The 19289-nt window shown below is 70.6% G+C and carries 22 protein-coding genes and 1 pseudogene; 8 read left to right on the top strand and 15 right to left on the bottom strand.

The window, feature by feature from the left end; translation table 11 throughout:
• The first annotated feature begins 184 nt into the window (after nt 1-184).
• Nucleotides 185-556, top strand: coding sequence for a DUF3099 domain-containing protein (locus tag EFK10_RS04210; protein ID WP_127354426.1), 372 nt, complete (start codon nt 185-187; stop codon nt 554-556).
• A gap of 176 nt (nt 557-732) precedes the next feature.
• Nucleotides 733-954: a hypothetical protein gene (locus EFK10_RS04205; RefSeq protein WP_127354425.1), complete on the top strand. Its 222-nt coding sequence runs from the start codon at nt 733-735 to the stop codon at nt 952-954.
• Here EFK10_RS04205 and moaA read toward each other — a convergent pair.
• From moaA to EFK10_RS04190, 3 genes are all read right to left on the bottom strand, one after another.
• Nucleotides 937-1926 carry a GTP 3',8-cyclase MoaA gene (gene moaA / locus EFK10_RS04200; protein ID WP_240676974.1) on the bottom strand — a complete coding sequence of 330 codons (990 nt, stop codon included), beginning with the start codon at nt 1924-1926 and terminating at the stop codon, nt 937-939. The two genes, EFK10_RS04205 and moaA, sit on opposite strands and share 18 nt — an antisense overlap.
• A gap of 113 nt (nt 1927-2039) precedes the next feature.
• Nucleotides 2040-3683: a solute symporter family protein gene (locus EFK10_RS04195; protein ID WP_127354423.1), complete on the bottom strand. Its 1644-nt coding sequence runs from the start codon at nt 3681-3683 to the stop codon at nt 2040-2042.
• The gene (locus EFK10_RS04190; protein WP_127354422.1) at nt 3680-4036 is read right to left on the bottom strand and encodes a DUF485 domain-containing protein; all 357 of its coding nucleotides are present in this window, start codon (nt 4034-4036) and stop codon (nt 3680-3682) included. The genes EFK10_RS04195 and EFK10_RS04190 overlap by 4 nt, the downstream gene beginning before the upstream one ends.
• Nucleotides 4037-4338: 302 nt before the next feature.
• On the opposite strand from EFK10_RS04190, the gene EFK10_RS04185 reads away from it, so the two are divergent.
• Entirely contained in the window at nt 4339-5886 is a 1548-nt protein-coding gene (locus EFK10_RS04185; protein WP_127354421.1) for a S8 family serine peptidase, read from the top strand.
• 25 nt (nt 5887-5911) lie between these two features.
• Here EFK10_RS04185 and EFK10_RS04180 read toward each other — a convergent pair whose 3' ends face one another.
• From EFK10_RS04180 to EFK10_RS04165, 4 genes and pseudogenes are all read right to left on the bottom strand, one after another.
• A complete protein-coding gene (locus EFK10_RS04180; RefSeq protein WP_127354420.1) occupies nt 5912-6955 on the bottom strand; it encodes a zinc-dependent alcohol dehydrogenase family protein in 1044 nt (347 codons plus the stop codon).
• Nucleotides 6956-6974: 19 nt separating this feature from the next.
• Nucleotides 6975-7163 (bottom strand): annotated as a pseudogene (locus EFK10_RS04175) (lysoplasmalogenase family protein); the annotation flags it as partial.
• 95 nt (nt 7164-7258) lie between these two features.
• Nucleotides 7259-8128, bottom strand: a complete 870-nt coding sequence (locus tag EFK10_RS04170) for a sterol desaturase family protein (protein ID WP_127354419.1) — start codon at nt 8126-8128, stop codon at nt 7259-7261.
• 79 nt (nt 8129-8207) lie between these two features.
• Nucleotides 8208-8924, bottom strand: coding sequence for a VIT1/CCC1 transporter family protein (locus EFK10_RS04165; RefSeq protein ID WP_127354418.1), 717 nt, complete (start codon nt 8922-8924; stop codon nt 8208-8210).
• A 64-nt stretch (nt 8925-8988) separates the two neighbouring features.
• On the opposite strand from EFK10_RS04165, the gene EFK10_RS04160 reads away from it, so the two are divergent.
• The 4 genes from EFK10_RS04160 to EFK10_RS04145 all read left to right on the top strand — a co-directional run bounded on the left by EFK10_RS04160 (nt 8989) and on the right by EFK10_RS04145 (nt 13053).
• On the top strand, nt 8989-9978 hold the full coding sequence (locus EFK10_RS04160; protein WP_127354417.1) for a DEDDh family exonuclease: 990 nt from the start codon (nt 8989-8991) through the stop codon (nt 9976-9978).
• 79 nt (nt 9979-10057) lie between these two features.
• Nucleotides 10058-10306, top strand: coding sequence for a hypothetical protein (locus EFK10_RS04155; RefSeq protein WP_127354416.1), 249 nt, complete (start codon nt 10058-10060; stop codon nt 10304-10306).
• A 62-nt stretch (nt 10307-10368) separates the two neighbouring features.
• Nucleotides 10369-11190 carry an SURF1 family cytochrome oxidase biogenesis protein gene (locus EFK10_RS04150; protein WP_127354415.1) on the top strand — a complete coding sequence of 274 codons (822 nt, stop codon included), beginning with the start codon at nt 10369-10371 and terminating at the stop codon, nt 11188-11190.
• Nucleotides 11191-11253: 63 nt separating this feature from the next.
• Entirely contained in the window at nt 11254-13053 is a 1800-nt protein-coding gene (locus EFK10_RS04145) for a glycoside hydrolase family 15 protein (protein ID WP_127354414.1), read from the top strand.
• On the opposite strand, the gene amaP is transcribed toward EFK10_RS04145, so the two are convergent.
• From amaP to EFK10_RS04120, 5 genes are read right to left on the bottom strand one after another with little or no spacing between them, the layout of a single operon-like run.
• Complete coding sequence (amaP, locus tag EFK10_RS04140) at nt 13046-13618, bottom strand: alkaline shock response membrane anchor protein AmaP (protein ID WP_127354413.1); 573 nt, start codon at nt 13616-13618, stop codon at nt 13046-13048. The genes EFK10_RS04145 and amaP overlap by 8 nt on opposite strands.
• A gap of 7 nt (nt 13619-13625) precedes the next feature.
• Entirely contained in the window at nt 13626-14213 is a 588-nt protein-coding gene (locus EFK10_RS04135; RefSeq protein WP_127354412.1) for a DUF6286 domain-containing protein, read from the bottom strand.
• Nucleotides 14210-14563 (bottom strand): Asp23/Gls24 family envelope stress response protein, encoded by a 354-nt coding sequence (locus tag EFK10_RS04130; RefSeq protein ID WP_127354411.1) that lies wholly within the window; start codon nt 14561-14563, stop codon nt 14210-14212. The genes EFK10_RS04135 and EFK10_RS04130 overlap by 4 nt, the downstream gene beginning before the upstream one ends.
• A gap of 16 nt (nt 14564-14579) precedes the next feature.
• Nucleotides 14580-14762, bottom strand: a complete 183-nt coding sequence (locus EFK10_RS04125; protein WP_127354410.1) for a hypothetical protein — start codon at nt 14760-14762, stop codon at nt 14580-14582.
• 10 nt (nt 14763-14772) lie between these two features.
• Nucleotides 14773-15267, bottom strand: coding sequence for an Asp23/Gls24 family envelope stress response protein (locus EFK10_RS04120; protein WP_127354409.1), 495 nt, complete (start codon nt 15265-15267; stop codon nt 14773-14775).
• Nucleotides 15268-15336: 69 nt separating this feature from the next.
• Between EFK10_RS04120 and EFK10_RS04115 the strand changes: the two genes are divergently transcribed.
• Nucleotides 15337-15882 (top strand): hypothetical protein, encoded by a 546-nt coding sequence (locus EFK10_RS04115; protein ID WP_127354408.1) that lies wholly within the window; start codon nt 15337-15339, stop codon nt 15880-15882.
• Between the two features lie 234 nt (nt 15883-16116).
• Here the strand turns inward: EFK10_RS04115 and EFK10_RS04110 are convergent, their stop codons facing one another.
• The 3 genes from EFK10_RS04110 to EFK10_RS04100 form a co-directional block, all read right to left on the bottom strand.
• Nucleotides 16117-16917 carry an enoyl-CoA hydratase/isomerase family protein gene (locus EFK10_RS04110; RefSeq protein ID WP_127354407.1) on the bottom strand — a complete coding sequence of 267 codons (801 nt, stop codon included), beginning with the start codon at nt 16915-16917 and terminating at the stop codon, nt 16117-16119.
• Nucleotides 16918-17050: 133 nt separating this feature from the next.
• Entirely contained in the window at nt 17051-17272 is a 222-nt protein-coding gene (locus EFK10_RS04105) for a helix-turn-helix domain-containing protein (RefSeq protein WP_206305296.1), read from the bottom strand.
• A 322-nt stretch (nt 17273-17594) separates the two neighbouring features.
• Nucleotides 17595-19193, bottom strand: coding sequence for an ABC-F family ATP-binding cassette domain-containing protein (locus tag EFK10_RS04100; protein WP_127354405.1), 1599 nt, complete (start codon nt 19191-19193; stop codon nt 17595-17597).
• Between the last annotated feature and the right edge of the window lie 96 nt (nt 19194-19289).

The following is a 19289-nucleotide window of genomic DNA, read 5'->3' as shown; positions in this document are numbered from 1 at the left end:
CGTAGCGCCAGTCTGGGCCGGGGCGGCATACGCCGCATGCCGGGTGCGTCCGTACGCCGTACGGCGGGGGTGGCGGCGTTACGGACGGTGCGGCCCCGGTCTCGAATGCGGCGGACTCGCGGCGTACCGTGGGAGTTGTCCGGACCAGGGAACATCCGGCGGGTCGAGCGGGTGGTGGAACGTGATGCGGAAGCACAGCCATGGGGAGGTCTTCCGGATCACGGGGGCCAGGGCCGGGCTGACGGACGACGTCCGGGGCAGGCAGCGGCGGTACATCATTTCGATGTCGGTGCGCACGGTGTCGTTCATCCTTTTCGTCGCACTGTGGAACGTGTCGCGGCCGCTGGGCTGGATCGCACTGGCTCTGGGGCTTCTACTGCCGTACGTCGCGGTGGTGGTCGCCAACGCGGGCCGGGAGAACGCGCCGAAGCTCCCGTCGACCTTCATTCACGCGCCGGTAAGTCCGATGCTGGGCCCCGGTGAGGAGGAAGCGGAGAACCTTCCGGCGGAGCCGGTCGCCGAGGAGAAGGCCGCTCCGCACACCGGCCAGTCTTGATCCGTACCAATGCGTAAGCTCAAGAAAAGCTCAGATCAATCATGGGGATCCACTGCACTGCCGGGGTGTCCGCGTGACATACTTTGTACGCGCTCCGCATCCCCCGTCGGAGCGACGGACCGACGCCGGGCGGCTCCCCCCGTGGCTGCCCGGCGTCGCCATGTTTACTGGTCCTTGTGACTGATGACGCGCCGATCTGCTCGGCCAAGGGCTGCCGCAACCCCGCTGTGTGGGTGCTGGCCTGGAACAACCCGAAGATCCATACGCCGGAGCGGCGGAAGACCTGGCTGGCGTGCGAGGAACACCGGGAGCATCTCTCGCAGTTCCTGGACATGCGCGGGTTCCTCAGGGACGTGGTCGCCCTCGACGAGTGGGAGGCGTCAGCCGCCGATCGCTGACATGGGCCGCTCGGGCTGGAGGAAGGTGGGGTCGTCGAGCCCGGAGCCGGCCTTCTTGCCCCACATGGCGACCTTCCACAGCTCGGCGATCTCGGCGTCGGACGCCCCGGACCGCAGCGCGGCGCGCAGGTCGGACTCCTCACGGGCGAACAGGCAGTTGCGGACCTGGCCGTCGGCGGTGAGCCGGGTGCGGTCGCAGGCGCGGCAGAAGGGGCGGGTGACGGAGGCGATCACGCCGACCCGGGCGGGGCCGCCGTCGACCAGCCAGCGCTCGGCGGGGGCGTGGCCACGGGCCTCGTCGGGCTCGGGGGCGAGGTCGAAGCGGGTGCGGAGGCTGTCGAGGATCTCCTCGGCGGTGACCATGTCGCTGCGCTGCCAGCCGTGCTGGGCGTCGAGCGGCATCTGCTCGATGAAGCGCAGCTCGTAGTCGTTGTCGACGGCCCATTGCAGCAGCTCGGGGGCCTCGTCGTCGTTGACGCCGCGCATCAGCACGGTGTTGACCTTGACGGGGGCGAGGCCGGCGGCCCGTGCGGCCTCGAGGCCGCCTATGACGTCGTGGTGGCGCTTGCGGCGGGTGAGGGCCTGGAAGACGTCCGGGCGCAGGGTGTCGAGGGAGACATTGACCCGGTCCAGGCCCGCGTCGCGCAGCGCGGCGGCGGTGCGCTGAAGGCCGATGCCGTTGGTGGTCAGCGACAGCCTGGGGCGCGGCGCCAGGGCGGCGCAGCGCTCGACGATACCGACGATGCCGGGGCGCAGCAGCGGCTCGCCGCCCGTGAAGCGGACGTCCTTGACGCCGAGGTCGGTGACGGCGATCCGCACCATCCGGACGATTTCGTCATCGGTCAGCAGCTCGGGCTTGGCGAGCCACTGGAGGCCTTCCTCGGGCATGCAGTACGTACACCGCAGGTTGCAGCGGTCGGTGAGCGAGACGCGCAGATCTGTGGCGACGCGCCCATACGTGTCGATCAGCATGTTTCGCCTCCCGCGGGGTTGGGGGTCCCGGGTGCGGCCGGACCCGCCCCCGTAGTGCTGAAGCCTACGTGACGGGTCCGACATTCAACAGTCTGTTGATATCACCGTGGTGATCAGTGGGCGCCGGCGCCGGTGAGGGCGCGTACCTCCAGCTCCTTGTACTTCTCTATGTCCGCTTCCTCGCGGGACAGGACCGTGCCGAGCCAGCCGAGGACGAAGCCCAGCGGGATGGAGACGATGCCGGGGTTGGTCAGCGGGAACCAGTGGAAGTCACTGCCGGAGAAGAGGGCCTCGGGCGAGCCGGAGACCACCGGGGAGAAGACCACCAGGACCACGGCGGAGATCAGGCCGCCGTAGATGGACCACGTCGCGCCCTGAGTTTTGAAGCCCTTCCAGTAGAGGCTGTAGAGGATGGTCGGGAGGTTGGCGGAGGCCGCGACCGCGAAGGCGAGGGCGACCAGGGCCGCCGCGTTGAGTTTGGTTGCGTACATACCGAGGACGATCGCCACCGCGCCGATCACGACCGCCGCGATCTTGGCGACGACGACCTCGTTCTTCTCGGTCGTCTCCCCCTTACGGATCACATTGGCCCACAGGTCGTGGGCGAAGGAGGCTGACGAGGCCAGGGTGAGCCCCGCGACCACGGCGAGGATCGTCGCGAAGGCGACCGCCGAGATCACCGCCAGCAGGATCGCGCCCCAGGTCGAGCCCGCGCCGCCGCCGACGGCCTCGGCGAGCTGCGGGGCGGCGGTGTTGCCGGACTTGTCGACGGCGGTGATCTTCGCCGCGCCGACCAGGGCGGCGGCACCGAAGCCGAGCGCGATGGTCATCAGGTAGAAGACGCCGATGATGCCGATCGCCCAGTTCACCGACTTACGGGCGGCCTTGGCGGTCGGGACCGTGTAGAAGCGCACCAGGATGTGTGGCAGGCCGGCGGTGCCCAGGACGAGGGCGAGGCCGAGCGAGATGAAGTTGATCTTACTGGTGCTGTCGACGCCGTATTTCAGGCCCGGCTCCAGGAACTTCGAGCCCTGGCCGCTCTTCTCGGCGGCTGCGCCGAGCAGCGAGGAAACGTTCCAGTTGAACTTGTTGAGCACCAGGATCGTGATCAGCAGGGTGCCGAGGATCAGGAGCACGGCCTTGATGATCTGCACCCAGGTGGTGCCCTTCATGCCGCCGATCGTCACGTAGAGGACCATGACGATGCCGACGAGCGCGACGATCAGCCGCTTCGGCCCGTCGCCGGTGACCCCGAGCAGCAGCGAGACGAGCGCGCCGGCGCCGACCATCTGCGCCAGCAGATAGAAGATCGAGACGACGATGGTGGAGGTGCCGGCCGCCGTACGGACCGGGCGCTGCTTCAGCCGGAAGGCCAGGACGTCGGCCATGGTGAAGCGGCCGGAGTTGCGCAGCGGTTCGGCGACCAGGAGCAGGGCGACGAGCCAGGCGACCAGGAAGCCGATGGAGTAGAGGAAGCCGTCGTAGCCGACCAGGGCGATGGCGCCGGCGATGCCGAGGAACGAGGCGGCGGACATGTAGTCGCCGGAGATCGCCAGGCCGTTCTGGAAGCCGGTGAAGGAACGGCCGCCGGCGTAGAAGTCGGTGGCGTCCTTGGTCTGGCGGCCGGCCCAGACGGTGATGGCGAGGGTGGCGAGGACGAAGACCGCGAACAGGCTGATGATCAGGGTGCGGTGCTCGCTCGCGACGGCCGCCGCGAGCGGGACCGTGTCCTGGGCGGTGGTCAGCGGCGCGCTCATTCGGCTTCCTCCAGACGGCTCTTGAGCGCTGCGGCGCCCGGGTCGAGCTTGGCGTTGGCATAGCGGGAGTAAAGCCACGCGATGAGGAAGGTGGTGACGAACTGCGCGAGTCCCAGGACGAAGGCGACATTGATATTGCCGACGATCTTGGTGCCCATGAAGGAGTCCGCGTAGCTCGACAACACCACGTACAGCAGGTACCAGGCGATGAAGGCCACCGTGACGGGGAAGGTGAAGTTACGGTACGAGCGCCGGAGTTGGCCGAACTCCGTGCTTGCCTCGACCTCGGAGTAGGAGGCCGGGGTCGGCGGACTGGAGGTGCTGGAGGTGCTGGAGGGTGGTGCGGAATCCACGGTTCCTCCTGTGGGGCGGAGCGGGTGTGGCGGCGACGTGCGGGAGTGTGTGACGTGAGGTGCGCCACGTAAAGATCGGACTCGCGCATGGTAAAGGCCGGGCCACAGGCTTCGACAGGGGGCGGTAATTGAAAATTGGCCCTCTTTCGACCCTCCGTCACGAACCCCTGTACGAAATGGAATCCGAGCTTTCCGCCGGGATCCATTGAAGGCACCCTCTGACCAGCGCTAGTTTCCATCGTCATGTACCCGTCCAAAGGCAACCCTGCCGCCGGACGGGTCGCTGGACGATTGGAGAACCCATGGTTCCGCTGGCTAACCGGCCAGGGTGGCGTCCGAGACGGCGCCGCGCGCTCGCGATACCCATCGGCTTCGCGCTGGCGAGCGCGCTGGTGCTCCTGCCCAACTCGGCCTCTGCAGCGACGACCGGCAGCACGACGACCACAGCGGCGGCGGCCGACGGCCCGCTGTTGTCGTACGTGGTGAACACCAGGCCCGACCGCTCCACCATCAAGTCCGTCGAGCGCGCGATAATCGCGACCGGCGGCGAGGTCGTCACCAGCTACGACAAGATCGGCGTCATCGTCGTCCACTCGGCGAACCCCGCCTTCGGGCCGACGATCCGCAAGGTGCGCGGGGTGCAGACGGCCGGCGCGACCCGCACCGCCGCGCTCTCGGCGGCCTCGACCACGGACGAGGGCGCGCCGGAGGTGCTCACCGCCGCCCAGGTGGCCAAGGCGCAATCCCAGGCCGCCGACGGGCAGGAACCGCTCGAGGCCAACCAGTGGGATCTGCGGGCCATCGGCGCCGACAAGGCCGCCAAGATCAACCCGGGCAGCAGCAAGGTCACCGTCGCCGTCCTCGATGTGGGCGTCGACGACACCCACCCGGACCTGACCGCCAACTTCTCCGCCTCGCAGTCCGCGAACTGCGTCGGCGGCGTGGCGGACACGAGCTACGGAGCCTGGCGCCCGTACACCACCGCCAACTATCACGGCACCCACGTGGCCGGCGAGATCGCCGCCGCGCGCAACGGCATCGGGGTCGCCGGGGTTGCCCCCGGCGTGAAGGTCGCCTCCATCAAGGTGGCCGACCCGGTCACCCAGCTCTTCTACCCGGAGAGCGTGGTCTGCGCCTTCGTCTTCGCCGCCGACCACGGCGTCGAGATCACCAACAACAGCTACTACATCGACCCGTGGCTCTACAACTGCCTCGACGACCCGGACCAGTTGGCCATCGTCGACGCCGTCAACCGCGCCTCGCTCTACTCGCAGAGCAAGGGCGTCCTCAACGTCGCGTCGGCCGGAAACTCCAACGACGACCTCGACTCCAACGCGATCGTCGACGAGTCCAGCCCGGACGACTCGACCGCGGTCACCCGCACCGTCGATCCGCACAAGTGCTTCGACATCCCGACCCAACTGCCGGGCGTCGCCACCGTGTCCGCGACGGGCGTGCAGAACCTCAAGTCGTACTACTCCAGTTACGGCCTCGGGGTCATCGACGTCGCCGGCCCCGGCGGTGACAAGTACCAGATCCCGGACACCCCGGACGCCAACGGCCGGATCCTGTCCACCCTGCCGGGTAACACGTACGGCTACCTGCAGGGCACCTCGATGGCGAGCCCGCACGTGGCCGCCGTCGCGGCGCTGGTGAAGAGCACGCACCCCCTCGCCACCCCGGCGCAGGTGCTGTGGATCCTCAAGGCCGAGGCCGACAACCCCGGCTGCCCGACCGGGATTTACGACCCCGACGGCAACGGCGTCGAGGACTCGACCTGCACTTCGGGCAAGGACGTCAACAGCTTCTACGGCTCCGGCATCGTCGACGCGCTCGCCGCGGTGAAGTAGCCGGCGCGCACCGCCCTCGGGACGCTCAGAGCTTGACGAGCGTCTTGAGGGCGGTGCGGTCGTCCATCGCCGCATAGCCGCCCGGGACGCCCTCCAGGCCCACCGTGAGGTCGAAGACCGGGGACGGGTCGATGGTGCCGTCCAGCACGTCGGGCAGCAGCTCGGGGATGTACGTACGGACCGGGGCGACCCCGCCGCGCAGCGCGATGTTGCGGTTGAACATGATGCCCAGGTCGAGCCCGGTGCCGCTGCCGTGGGGGACGCCGACGTAGCCGATGGCGCCGCCGTCGCGGGTGATGCCGACGGCGGTGCGCATGGACTGCTCGGTGCCCACGGCCTCGATGACCGCGTGGGCGCCCTTGCCCCCGGTGAGCTCGCGGACCGCCTCGACGGCGGCGTCCCCCCGCTCGGCCACGATGTCGGTGGCGCCGAACTTCCGGGCGATGTCGGTACGTACGGTGTGGCGCCCCAGCGCGATGATCCGCTCCGCGCCCAGACGGCGGGCGGCCAGCACGCCGCACAGGCCCACCGCGCCGTCGCCGACCACGGCGACCCTGCTGCCGGGCTTCACGCCGGCGCCCACGGCGGCGTGGTGGCCGGTGCCCAGCACGTCGGACAGGGACAGCAGGGCGGTGAGCAGCCGCTCGTCGGAGGCCGCCTCCGCGGGGAGCTTCACCAGGGTGGCCTCGGCGAAGGGCACCCGTACGGCCTCGCCCTGGCCGCCGTCGGAGCCCACCGAGCCCCAGAAGCCGCCCGCCGGGCAGGAGGTCGTCAGGCCCTCGACGCAGTGCTCGCAGGTGCCGTCCGACCAGACGAACGGCGCCACGACAAGGTCCCCCGCCTTGAGTCCCGCCACCTCGGAGCCGGTCTCCTCGACCACGCCCAGGAACTCGTGCCCGATCCGCTGGCCCGGCTGCCGCGGCGACTCCCCCCGGTACGCCCACAGGTCGCTGCCGCAGATGCAGGCCAGCACCACCCGCACCACGGCGTCCCCGGATTCCTTGATCGCGGCGTCCGGTACTTCCTCGACCCGGATGTCGCGAGGGGCATTGATGACGGTCGCGCGCATGGTGTGTCCTTGTCGGTGCTCAGGTGGTGATCGAGGTCCTTTCACGGTACCTGAGCAGGCCCGAGGCCAGCGCGTACTGGGCTGCCGCGTAGGTCAGCATGATCCAGAAGCCCGGCGCGCCGGTGATGATCAGGGTGTCCGACAGCAGGAACAGCGCGCCGCCCACCGCCGCGCGCGGGCCTCGCGTCGTCGCGGCAGCCGCCATCGCGGGCGGTTGCCCGGAACCAGGGGTCCAAGGGGCTTGCCCCCTGGTTTCGGGCAGGGGCTGGGTGGGGGAAGAGCCGCTGTCACCCGCAGCAGCGGTCACGCCGCACGCTCAGCGACGGGCTCTGGGGCCGTGGGCGCCGGGGGCGCCCAGCCGGGGCCGCGGAAGACGCGACCGGCGCGTTCGCGCCAGGTTTGGGCGGCGCGGAGGTCGCGGGCGATGGCGGCGTATTCGTGGGTGGCGACGCGGAGGGGGTTGTAAGTGGAGATGTTCTTGGTGAGGCCGTAGACGGGGCGGTCGGTCTCGGGGGTGAAGGAGCCGAAGAGGCGGTCCCAGAGGATGAGGATGCCGCCGAAGTTACGGTCGAGGTAGCCGCCTTGGGAGGCGTGGTGGACGCGGTGATGGGAGGGGGTGTTGAGGATGTACTCGAAGGGCCGGGGCAGCTTGTCGATGCGCTCGGTGTGGATCCAGAACTGGTAGACGAGGTTGGCCGACGAGCAGAAGGCGAGGGCGGCCGGGTGGACGCCGCAGGCGATCAGGGGGAGGTAGAAGGGCCAGACGGTGAGGCTGGTCCAGGGCTGGCGCAGGGCGGTTGAGAGGTTGAACTTCCGGCTGGAGTGGTGGACCACGTGGCAGGCCCACAGGATGCGGATGACGTGGTGGCCGCGGTGGGACCAGTAGTAGAAGAAGTCCTGCACGAGGAGCATCAGCGGGACCGTCCACCACAGCACGGGGACGCGCAGCGGCGTCAGCTCGTAGACGGCGGTGTAGATCGCGACGATCGGGATCTTCCAGGCCAGGTCGAAGACGAGGCTGCCGAGCCCCATGGAGATGCTGGTGGCGGCGTCCTTCGCCGCGTACCCGGCGGAGTCCTCGTCGGGGTGGAGGCGGTAGCTCACGATCTCGACGACGGTGAGCAGAACGAAGGCAGGTATGGACCACACCACGACATCGGGCAGGTTCGGCATGCGTGCACCGTAAAGGCGCACGGCGGCCACGGCTAGATGTTGTTACCGAGAAGTATGTAAGACGTGGTGTCAGCGACGCTCACACCCCGGCCGCCCCCAGTAGCGACCCCACCCCGTACGTCACCGCCATCGCCAGCGCGCCGCCGGCCACGTTGCGCAGGATCGCCGGGCGGACCGGGGCCGCGCCGAGGCGGGCGCTGCCCCAGCCGGTCAGGACGAGGGCCACGAGGACCGAGCCGACAGTGATCGGCAGGCGGAGGGCCGTGGGCGGCAGCACGATGGCGAGGAGCGGCAGCAGGGCGCCGACGGTGAAGGCCAGGAAGCTCGCCCCGGCGGCGTGCCAGGGGTTGGTGAGCTCGTCGGGGTCGATGCCCAGCTCGATGCTGGCGTGAGCGCGCAGGGCGTCCCGGGCGGTGTACTGCTGGGCCACTTCCCGGGCCAGTTCGGGGGTGAGCCCCTGCTCCTCCAACAGCCCGGCCAGCTCGGCGAGTTCGGCCTGCGGCTCGGTGCGCAGCTCCCGCGCTTCCTTCGCCAGGGCGGCCTTCTCCGAATCGCGCTGGGTGCTCACCGACACGTACTCGCCGGCCGCCATGGACAGCGACCCGGCCAGCAGTCCCGCAAGGCCCGCCGTGAGCAGGGCGCTGCGCGAATTGGTGGCCCCGGCGACGCCGACCACGAGGCCGGCCGTCGAGACCACGCCGTCGTTGGCGCCCAGCACGGCCGCCCGCAGCCAGTTGAGCCGCGCGCCGATGTCGCCGTTGTGGGCCTCGTCGTGCGTGGGTGTCTCGTCGCTCACCCGCAGAGCGTACGGCTTACGGGGGTTCGGCCACTGTCAGTGGCGACCCGTATTGTGTTCCACCATGCACGCGTCCCTGATTCCGCAGCAGCCGTGGCCAGAGGCCTACCCCGACGGATACGCCGTCGTGGATGTCGAGACCACCGGGCTGGGCCGCGACGACCGGATAGTGTCGGCGGCCGTCTACCGGCTGGACGCCCGGGGCGACGTGCAGGACCACTGGTACTCCCCCGTCAACCCGCAGCGCGACCCGGGACCCGTGTGGATCCACGGCCTCACTAGCCGGATGCTCGCCGACGCCCCCCTCTTCCCGGAGATCGCCGCCGAGCTGGCCGAGCGTCTCGACGGCCGGGTCCTGGTCGCGCACAACGCGGTCTTCGACTGGTCGATGCTGGCCCGCGAGTACTCCCGCGCCAACTCGGCTGCGCCCGTGGAGCACCGGCTGTGCACCATCGTGCTGTCCAAGGAGCTGCGGCTGCCGCTGGCCAACCACAAGCTGGAGTCGCTGGCCGCGCACTACGGCGTCGCACAGCAGCGCGCCCACCACGCGCTGGACGACGCCCGCGTGCTGGCCGAGTCCTTCCGGCCCAGCCTGCATCTGGCGGCGGCCGCCGGGATGCGGCTGCCGCTGCACGCCTGCCGGCCGCTGACCGAATGGGTCGACGGCGGCATGTCCGGCCGTTCCAGCGGCTCGGCCGGCTACCGCTCGACGTACCGGCCGATGAGCTGGCGGCCGTCCCGCAAGCGGCCTGCGTGCCCGTACCCCAATCCGGGGCGGATGGCGGCGGACGGGCCGCTGGTGCAGGGCATGCGGGTCGCCTTCTCGGGTGACACGGCGATCGACCGGGAGCTGCTGGAGGACCGGGCCACCGACGCCGGGCTGCATGTGGCGTCGTCGGTGAGCCGGCTCACCAGCCTGCTGGTCACCAACGACCCGGACTCCCCCAGCACCAAGGTCGCCAAGGCCGGTGAGTTCGGGACGCGGGTCATCGACGAACGGCGCTTCGTCGAGCTGCTGAAGGCAGTGGCTCCCGCGCCGGATGTCCACGGCTGACCCTCCGATCGGGTGGTGCCGCCGCGACGCACCCGGCTTCCGGTTGCCGGGTCCGGCGCCGCGCCGCAGTCTGGGCCCCATGGCCCGATGTGAAGTGTGCGGAAACGACTACGTCATGAGCTTCGAGGTGCACGCCCAGGGGGCGGTGCACGTGTTCGACAGCTTCGAATGCGCCATCCACCGGATGGCCCCCATCTGCGAGCACTGCATGGTGCGGATCGTCGGTCACGGCGTCGAGGTCGACGGCCGCTGGTACTGCGGCGGTCACTGCGCCAAGGCGGAGGGCGCGGCCGGCATCGTCGACCGGGTGGGCTCGCTGCCGGCCTGAGCCACGGCCCGAGCGGGCCCCCTCCGGTAGGGCGCCGGGACAGCGGATGTAACGTCGATGCCGTGTACCGCTTCCTGTTGTCCCGGCAGTGGGTGATCCTCACGCTGGTCGCCCTGCTCGTCATGCCCACCATGTACCGGCTGGGCTTCTGGCAGCTGCACCGGCACGACCGTAAAGACGCGACCAACCAGCTCATCCACCGGAATATGGCCGCCAAGGCCGTGCCGGTCGAGTCGCTGACCGGGCCGGCGCGGACCGTGCCGTCCGCGGACACGTACCGCACGGTCCTCCTGCAAGGGCATTACGACACCGCTCACGAGCTGGTCGCCCGGCAGCGCACGGCAGCTGACGGCAGCAGCATCGGCTACCACGTCATCACGCCGCTGGTGCTGGCCGACGGCAAGGCCGTGCTGGTCAACCGGGGCTGGATCGCCGCCGGGAACGACCTCACCACGTTTCCGAAGGTCCCCGAGGCGCCCACCGGCGAGGTCACCCTCACCGGGCGGCTGCGCCCGGACGAGACCACGGCCGAGACAGGTATCCGCAACCGTGCCGGCCTGCCCGCCCGCCAGATCTCGCTGATCAACAGCACCCTGGTCACCAACCAGGTGCCCGAGACCCTGGTCGGCGGCTACGTCGAGCTGGCCACCACGTCCCCCAAGCCGACCGGCAAGCAGCCCGAGCTGATTGCCGAGCCCGCCGACATCAGTTCCGCGCTCAACATGGGCTACGCCATCCAGTGGTGGCTGTTCACCGCCATGGTCCCGGTCGGCTGGGTCATCCTGGTCCGCCGCGAGCGCAGGGAACGCCTCGCGGCGAAGGCGACGACCGAGGGCCGGGCCCTGGAGCCGGACCCGGCAACCGCCGGAGTCGCGTCCCCCTAGCCCGCAGGGGCACCCTACAGAGACGGGACCACCGATCCGTAGATCCTGAGAGAGGCGGGCACGGTGCCAGGACTCATCGAGGACTACGCGCTCATCGGCGATCTGCAGACCGCCGCGCTGGTCGGCAGGGACGGCTCCATCGACTGGCTGTGCCTGCCCCGGTTCGACTCCGCCGCCTGCTTCGCCGCTCTGCTCGGCGACCAGGAGAACGGCCACTGGCGGATCGCCCCGGCCCATGGGCCCGGAAACTGCGCCCGGCGCTCGTACATCGGAGACACCCTGGTCCTGGAGTCGGTCTGGGAGACCGGCTCCGGCACCGTCAAGATCATCGACCTGATGCCACAGCGCGATCGCGCCCCGGACGTCATCCGCATCGTCGAGGGCGTGTCGGGCCGCGTGGAGATGAAGGGTGAGCTGCGGCTGCGCTTCGACTACGGCAACATCGTCCCCTGGGTGCGGCGGGTCGACGGCCACCGGGTCGCTATCGCCGGGCCTGACTCCGCGTGGCTGCGCAGCGAGCCGGAGGTCCATACCTACGGCAAGGACTTCTGCACCTACGCCGAGTTCGCGGTCTCCGCGGGCGAGCGGGTCGCCTTCGTCCTCACCTGGCACCCCTCGCACGAGAAGCGACCGCAGCTGGTCGATCCGTACAAGAGCCTGGAGCAGAGCCTCCAGGACTGGGAGAAGTGGGCCTCCCAGTGCCGCTACGACGGCCCGTGGCGGGACGCGGTGCTGCGCTCGCTGATCACCCTCAAGGCACTCACGTACGCGCCCAGCGGAGGCATCGTCGCCGCCGCGACCACCTCCCTCCCCGAGGAGATCCGGGGCGTACGCAACTGGGACTACCGCTACTGCTGGCTGCGCGACTCGACGCTGACCCTCAACGCGCTGGTGACCAGCGGTTTCATGACCGAGGCCGCCGAATGGCGGGACTGGCTGCTGCGCGCGGTCGCCGGAGACCCCGCCGACCTGCAGATCATGTACGGCATAGAGGGCGAACGGAGGCTGGCGGAGACCGAGATCCCGTGGCTCGACGGCTACGAGGCCTCGCTGCCGATCCGGGTCGGCAATGCGGCGGTCGACCAGCTTCAGCTCGACGTGTACGGGGAGGTCATGGACTCCCTCTTCCTCGGTCACGCCGCCGGGATGCCCACGGAGCAGCACACCTGGGCGGTCCAGCGCGCCATGATGAACTTCCTTGAGGGCAAGTGGCGCGAGCCCGACGAGGGCTTGTGGGAGGTGCGCGGCGACCGGCAGCACTTCGTGCACTCCAAGGTCATGGCCTGGGTCGCCGCCGACCGCGCCGCGCGCACGCTGGAGAGCCGGCCCCAGCTCAAGGGCAGCCCGGCCCGGTGGCGGGCGATGCGCGACGAGGTGCACCGCGAGGTGCTGCGCAAGGGATTCGACCCGGTGCGCAACACCTTCACGCAGTTCTACGGCTCGCGGGAGCTGGACGCCGCGACGCTGCTGATCCCGCAGGTCGGCTTTCTTCCGGCGACCGACCCACGGGTCATCGGCACGGTCGAGGCGGTCCGGCGCGAGCTGGACCACGGCGGGTTCGTACGCCGGTACACGCTGGAGGAGAGCAGCGTCGACGGCCTGCCCGGCGGTGAAGGGTCCTTCCTCGCCTGCTCGTTCTGGCTGGCGGACGCCCTGCACAGGACCGGCCGGGAGGACGAGGCCCGGGTGCTGTTCGAGAAGCTACTGGCGCTGCGCAACGACGTCGGGCTGCTCGCGGAGGAGTGGGACGCGGTCGAGGGCCGCCAGCTCGGCAACTTCCCGCAGGCGTTCAGCCACATCGGCCTGGTCAACACGGCATTGACGCTGTCCGGCTTCGACGGCGCCCGGCAGGGCGTCAGCTGACCCGCGAGGCCCGGTGGCTGACGGCCCGCAGCCGTGCCTCCGCCGGGAGTGCGGGCAGGGCGGCCGAGGTGCGGGCGCGCTCCAATACGTAAGTGTCGAGCTCGGTGAGCAGGGCGCCGGGGTCGGCGTGCGGGGCGAGGGCGAGGAGCAGCCGGACGGTGGGGGCATCGAGCAGCGTGGTGAGGGCCGCCTGGGCGTGGGCGACGCCGGGGAGGCTCTCGGCCTCGGCGGCGACGATGTGCTCCAGGGCCCGGCCGCGCAGCATCACGCCCTGGCCGTCGCCGCTGTCGCGGCCTTCCACCTGGATCTGGCGGATCCGGCGGTCGCGGAACTGCGCCAGCAGCCACCACAGCGCCACGAGGACGACGATGCCGAGGACCCCGATCGCCGTGGGCCACCACCAGTGCTCGCCCCGGTAGCGGCGGCGGGCGGTGGCGCTGAGCAGGACGTCATGCGCGCTGCCGTACGGCCAGTGGCCGAGGCCGCCCGCCAGCACGGCCAGGCCGACCGCGAGCAGCACCAGCCCGGTCAGCCCGAGCATCAGCCGGTTGACGGTGCTCCGCATCCCGCCCTCACCCCCCTGCCGTGCGGCGGACCGACAGCGCCAGCGCCGGCGGGCGGGCCAGGGACAGCCGCGCCAGCCCGTCGGCGAGCGCGGCGTCGAGGTCCGCGCGCACGGAGTCGGTGTCCCGGTGGTTCACTTCGGCGCGCACCCTGGCCCGCCGCCGGCCGACCGAGACCCGCGCCGACCGGACGCCGGGGACCTCCATCGCGCGGTCGCGCAGGGCGAGTTCGGCGGCGTGGCGGTCGAGCCCGGCCCGGATGGGGGTGGTGTCGCGGCGCATGGGAAGCACGGCCCGCAGCCCCGGCGTGGCGGCCAGCAGCAGGAGCCAGAGGCCGATGGCGGCGGCGACCGCGGCGCCCGTGACGACCCAGACGTCGTTCAGCGGGCGGCTCGCCAGTTCGTGGGCGAGCGTCCTGCGCCAGGTCATCCCGGGCCGGTGGGCGCGTACGGCCGTGACGTCGTAGAGCAGCAGCCCTGCCGTGCCGAGTACGACCAGCGCCGTCAGGGCGGCCGGGATCCTGCGGGCGGACCAGAAGCGCCGGGCGCGGGGCGCGGCTGTCGCGGTGGTGGGCGGGGTCTCGGTCGGGGCGCTCATCTGACCCTCCCTTCTTCCGCGCGGTGCGTGGCCGGCGAGTGCAGCCGCTCCACCTCCACGGCGACCTCGGGGACCGTGATGCCGGTCAACGCCTCGACGCGGTCGGCGACATGGCGGCGTACGGTGCGGGCCACGGCAACGATGTCATTGGGGTAGCCGAGTTCGACCGACAGCCGGACGTGGGCCTGCCCGCGGCGCATCGCGACGGAGGCGTTGGGTTCGGTGCCGGGGGGCACGTGCTGGGCCTGGGGCGCGTCGGACAGGGCGTCACGGGCCGCGCGGGCGGCGATCTTGGCGATGACGCGGTCCGCGATGCGCAGTGAGCCTCGGTCGGCGGCGGCGGTGGTCACCGGTGCCCTCTCACGGTCACCGGCGCCGGTCGCGGCCGCGAAAGAAGTCGCCCAGCTCCATGTCGCCGTCGAGCAGCCGTCCTGCGACGAAGCCGATGGCGCCGAGCGCTGCGACCAGCAGGAAGGCGGCGAACCCGCCGAAGTATCCGGCGAAGCCGAGCGCCATTCCCGCGATCAGGCCCACCACGGCATTGCTCATCAACGGCACCTCACTGGACCCTCTGCTCGGTCTGCTCGTCATCGTAGTCGTCGGGCAGCTTCACATCGCCGACCGCGATGTTGACCTCGACGACCTCGAGGCCGGTCATCCGCTCGACCGCCGCGATCACGTTCTCCCGCACCACGCGGGCGACTTCGACGATCGCCACGCCGTAGTCCACCACGATGGCCAGGTCGAGCGCGGTCTGCACTTCGCCGACCTCCGCCCTGACGCCGGGCGTCTGCGTCTTCCCGCCGGGGACCCGGTCGCGTACAGCGCCGAAGGTGCGGGAGAAGCCGGTGCCGAGGGCGTGCACGCCCAGGACGTCCCGCGCGGCGAGCCCGGCGATCTTCTCCACGACGCCGTCGGAGATGGTGGTCCGACCCCGGGTGGCCGGATCGCCGAGGGGTGCCCGCCGTCCCGACACGCCCGGGCCCACGCCCGGACTGGTGCCCTGCTCCAGGGTCTTGCCGTTGCCGGCGCCCTCCAGCGCGGTGTCGCTCATCGCGAGTCGTCCCCTCTCCGGTGCGGGCTGGTCCATGCCCCACACTAGGTCCCGGAGGTGATACCTGCGATGACGTCGGACCGTTTGGCTCAAGCCGTACGCGACCAGGTCGCCATCGGCCGCATCCTGCCGCTCGGCGGGCCCGCCGACACGGCCTGGATCACCGAGCAGGCGGCAGCGGAGGTGCTGCGTTCGGCGGCCGCCGCGTTGGGCTCCGTACGAATCACAACCCTGCGCATCGGCCAGGACGGCCACGTGGCCGCCGACTTCGAGGCCACCCCCGACCGTCCGCTGCCGGTCACCTCCGACGCCCTGCGGCGCGCGCTTTGGGACGCCGCGCACGACCGGCTCGGCCTGGAGGTGACCGCCGTCGACCTGACGGTCACCGGGCTCCTGGACGAGGCCCCGCCCCCGCCGGAGCGCGGGCCCGTGTCGACCGACCCCGGTCCGGGGCCGGTCCCCGGCCTGGCCGGAGTCACCTCGCGACTGGGCGGGGCGGGTTCTGAGGCGTACTTCCAGATCGTGGTGGCGGCCGGTCACCGAGCGTTGGACGTCGCCCGGGCGGTCAGGGAGATGGCGGCGCCGCAATCGGTGCTGATCACCGACGTGGAGTAAGTGGAGTAAGAGGCCGCGCAAATAGGTGGGGCGGGGGAAGGAGCGTGTCGAGGGCCGAGTCTGGCAAGGCGGTGGGGGCACTCCCCCCCAGACTCCGTCCGGGGGGAGGACCCCCACCCAGCCGCCAGGCTGGGGGACGTCGTCGACCGACGACAACGCCGCCAGGCGAGAGCCATCGGCACGCGACACCGCCCCACCTATTCGCGCGGCCTCTAACCCGGCGGCCCCGGCCCATCAAGAACCGTCCACTCCCGCGTGGTCCCGCAGGCGGCGGCCCTGCGCGGCGCGCTCGGCGCCGCGCTGGTCGTCGTACGTACGGCCGGAGCCGTCCCGCAGCAGCGCCTTGGTCTCGATGACGGCGTCGCGGGGGGCGGCGAGGAGCACGCCGGCGAGGTCCTTGACGGCGGCGTCGAGCCCGGCCGCGGGCACGACGATGTTGGCGAGGCCCATGCTCAGGGCGTCGTCGGCCTTGACAAAGCGGCCGGTGGCGCAGATCTCGAGCGCGCGGGAGTAGCCGACGAGGTCGAGCAGCGGCTTGGTGCCGGTGAGGTCGGGGACGAGCCCGAGGCTGGTCTCGCGCATGGCGAACTGCACGTCGTCCGCGACGACCCGCAGGTCGCAGGCGAGGGCCAGCTGGAAGCCCGCCCCGATGGCATGACCCTGGACGGCGGCGATGGAGACGATGTCATTGCGCCGCCACCAGGTGAAGGCCTCCTGGTAGGAGGCGATGGTGGCGTCGAGTTCGGCCTCGGAAGCGCGTGCGAGGTCGATGAAGGACGGTTCGCCGTCAAAGCCTTCGGGGGTGAACGCCTGGCGGTCGAGCCCTGCGGAGAAGGACACGCCTTCCGCGCGCAGTACGACCACCCTGACACTGCCCGGCAGCAGCCGGCCGGCCTCGGCCAACGCCCGCCACAGAGCGGGCGACTGGACATTCCGCTTGCCCGGGTTGCTCAGCGTGACAGTGGCGAGGTGGAGGGGTTCCTCCGCCGTGAGCCGTATGCCGTCACGGTCGAGCAGCACAGTGGGGTCGGACATCGGGCACCTCCGAGCGAACCGCGGATTCGATTACCGAAGAGTAACCACCCGGTCGGTCATCAATGCGACCGGGTGGCACCGCAACGGATACCGGAAAACCGCGAACCGCAACCACGAGAGGTGCCGACGTCCGTCAGGACGCGGGGACCTTCTTGCCCCGTGTCGCTCCGCCGCGCCCACGCAGGGACACGCCGGACTCGCTGAGCATCCGGTGAACGAAGCCGTAGGAACGGCCGGTCTCTTCGGCCAGTGCCCGGATGCTCGCACCGCCGTCGTACTTCTTCTTCAGGTCTGCCGCGAGCTTTTCGCGCGCGGCTCCGGTTACCCGGCTGCCCTTCTTCAGAGTCTCGGCCACCCGTGCCTCCTCCAGGGAAGTGCGCTTCGGACTCTCATGATCACCCCTTGGGCGCTTCCTGGCCACCCATTCGGCAAGGTCCGTGCGACAACATTTCCGCCCCGACAGGCGCCCGGGGCCCCGCATTCCCGGCCCCGGAGCGAGTGTCGTGAAGAAAGGGCAGGTCACCATGGTCGGTAAGGAGTTTCCCCACGTGACACGGCTGATCGACACAGAGAGTCGCCATGGGACGGATCACCACGCCGGGGTATGAGCTCATCTCACACAGATGAAGGATCACCCGTAGGCCGAATGATCCATACGGTTGATCCGACCGAGGACGTCAGGCCAGCGAGACGAGGTCCGCGTAGTCCTCGCCCCAGAGGTCCTCGACGCCGTCGGGCAGCAGGATGATCCGCTCGGGCTGCAGCGCGTGCACCGCGCCCTCGTCGTGGGTGACGAGCACCACAGCGCCGGTGAAGGTGTGCAGCGCGCCGAGGATCTCCTCGCGGCTGGCCGGGTCGAGGTTGTTGGTGGGCTCGTCGAGCAGCAGCACGTTGGCGCTGGAGACCACGAGCGTGGCCAGGGCGAGGCGGGTCTTCTCGCCGCCGGAGAGCACCCCGGCGGGCTTGTCGACATCGTCACCCGAGAAGAGGAACGAGCCCAGCGTCTTGCGGATCGCGACCAGGTCCATGTCGGGCGCGGCCGAGCGCATGTTCTCCAGGACGGTGCGGTCCGGGTCGAGGGTCTCGTGCTCCTGCGCGTAGTAGCCGAGCTTGAGGCCGTGGCCGGGCTCTACCTGCCCGGTGTCGGGCTTCTCGACGCCTGCGAGGAGCCGCAGCAGGGTGGTCTTGCCGGCGCCGTTGAGGCCGAGGATGACGACCCGCGAGCCCCGGTCGATCGCCAGGTCGACGTCCGTGAAGATCTCCAGCGATCCGTACGACTTGGACAGACCCGTGGCCATCAGCGGCGTCTTGCCGCACGGCGCCGGGTCGGGGAAGCGCAGCTTGGCGACCTTGTCGGACTGCCGTACCTCGTCCAGGCCGGCGAGCAGCTTCTCGGCGCGACGGGCCATGTTCTGCGCGGCGACGGTCTTGGTGGCCTTGGCGCGCATCTTGTCGGCCTGCGAGTTGAGGGTGGCGGCCTTCTTCTCGGCGTTCTGACGCTCGCGCTTGCGGCGCTTCTCGTCGTCCTCGCGCTGCTGGAGGTACTTCTTCCAGGTCATGTTGTAGATGTCGATGTGGGAGCGGTTGGCGTCCAGGTAGAAGACCTTGTTGACGACCGTCTCGACCAGGTTGATGTCGTGGGAGATCACGACGAAGCCGCCGCGATAGGTCTTCAGGAAGTCCCGCAGCCAGCTGATCGAGTCGGCGTCGAGGTGGTTGGTCGGCTCGTCGAGCAGCAGCGTGTCCGCGTCCGAGAACAGGATCCGCGCCAACTCGACCCGGCGGCGCTGACCGCCGGAGAGGGTATGCAGCGGCTGGCCGAGTACGCGGTCGGGCAGGCCGAGGGCGGCGGAGATGGTGGCGGCCTCGGCCTCGGCGGCGTAACCGCCCTTGGTGAGGAACTCGGTCTCCAGGCGCTCGTACTTCTTCATCGCCTTTTCGCGGGTGGCGCCCTGGCCGGTGGCCATCCGCTGCTCGTTCTCGCGCATCTTGCGCAGCACCTCGTCCAGCCCGCGGGCGGACAGGATGCGGTCGCGGGCGAGCACGTCGAGGTCGCCGGTGCGCGGGTCCTGCGGGAGGTAGCCCACCTCGCCGGAGCAGGTGACGGTGCCGGCCGCGGGCTGGCCCTCGCCGGCCAGGACCTTGGTGAGGGTGGTCTTGCCGGCGCCATTGCGGCCGACAAGGCCGATGCGGTCGCCGCGGGCGATACGGAAGGAAGCGGACTCGATGAGGACGCGGGCTCCGGCGCGCAGCTCAAGACCGGTGGCAGTGATCACGGGAAAGACTCCAGGGCGTGGCGGACGGCAGTGCGGACGGTCGAGGTCGTGCGGTGCCGTCTAATGCGCGAGGAGAACTGCCATGCGACCAGTCTA

Source organism: Streptomyces soli (genome assembly GCF_003999195.1).
Lineage (GTDB): Bacteria > Actinomycetota > Actinomycetes > Streptomycetales > Streptomycetaceae > Actinacidiphila > Actinacidiphila soli.
This window is presented reverse-complemented; position numbering and strand designations above follow the sequence as displayed.

Bases quoted from the DNA above. Each gene is read 5' to 3' on its own strand.
- EFK10_RS04210 (WP_127354426.1), top strand. From the start codon at position 185: ATGCGGAAGCACAGCCATGGGGAGGTCTTCCGGATCACGGGGGCCAGG.
- amaP (WP_127354413.1), bottom strand. From the start codon at position 13,618: ATGCGGAGCACCGTCAACCGGCTGATGCTCGGGCTGACCGGGCTGGTG.
- EFK10_RS04135 (WP_127354412.1), bottom strand. From the start codon at position 14,213: ATGAGCGCCCCGACCGAGACCCCGCCCACCACCGCGACAGCCGCGCCC.
- EFK10_RS04160 (WP_127354417.1), top strand. From the start codon at position 8,989: ATGCACGCGTCCCTGATTCCGCAGCAGCCGTGGCCAGAGGCCTACCCC.
- EFK10_RS04180 (WP_127354420.1), bottom strand. From the start codon at position 6,955: ATGCGCGCGACCGTCATCAATGCCCCTCGCGACATCCGGGTCGAGGAA.
- EFK10_RS04170 (WP_127354419.1), bottom strand. From the start codon at position 8,128: ATGCCGAACCTGCCCGATGTCGTGGTGTGGTCCATACCTGCCTTCGTT.
- EFK10_RS04155 (WP_127354416.1), top strand. From the start codon at position 10,058: ATGGCCCGATGTGAAGTGTGCGGAAACGACTACGTCATGAGCTTCGAG.
- EFK10_RS04195 (WP_127354423.1), bottom strand. From the start codon at position 3,683: ATGAGCGCGCCGCTGACCACCGCCCAGGACACGGTCCCGCTCGCGGCG.
- EFK10_RS04185 (WP_127354421.1), top strand. From the start codon at position 4,339: ATGGTTCCGCTGGCTAACCGGCCAGGGTGGCGTCCGAGACGGCGCCGC.
- EFK10_RS04115 (WP_127354408.1), top strand. From the start codon at position 15,337: ATGACGTCGGACCGTTTGGCTCAAGCCGTACGCGACCAGGTCGCCATC.
- EFK10_RS04110 (WP_127354407.1), bottom strand. From the start codon at position 16,917: ATGTCCGACCCCACTGTGCTGCTCGACCGTGACGGCATACGGCTCACG.
- EFK10_RS04125 (WP_127354410.1), bottom strand. From the start codon at position 14,762: ATGAGCAATGCCGTGGTGGGCCTGATCGCGGGAATGGCGCTCGGCTTC.
- moaA (WP_240676974.1), bottom strand. From the start codon at position 1,926: ATGCTGATCGACACGTATGGGCGCGTCGCCACAGATCTGCGCGTCTCG.
- EFK10_RS04120 (WP_127354409.1), bottom strand. From the start codon at position 15,267: ATGAGCGACACCGCGCTGGAGGGCGCCGGCAACGGCAAGACCCTGGAG.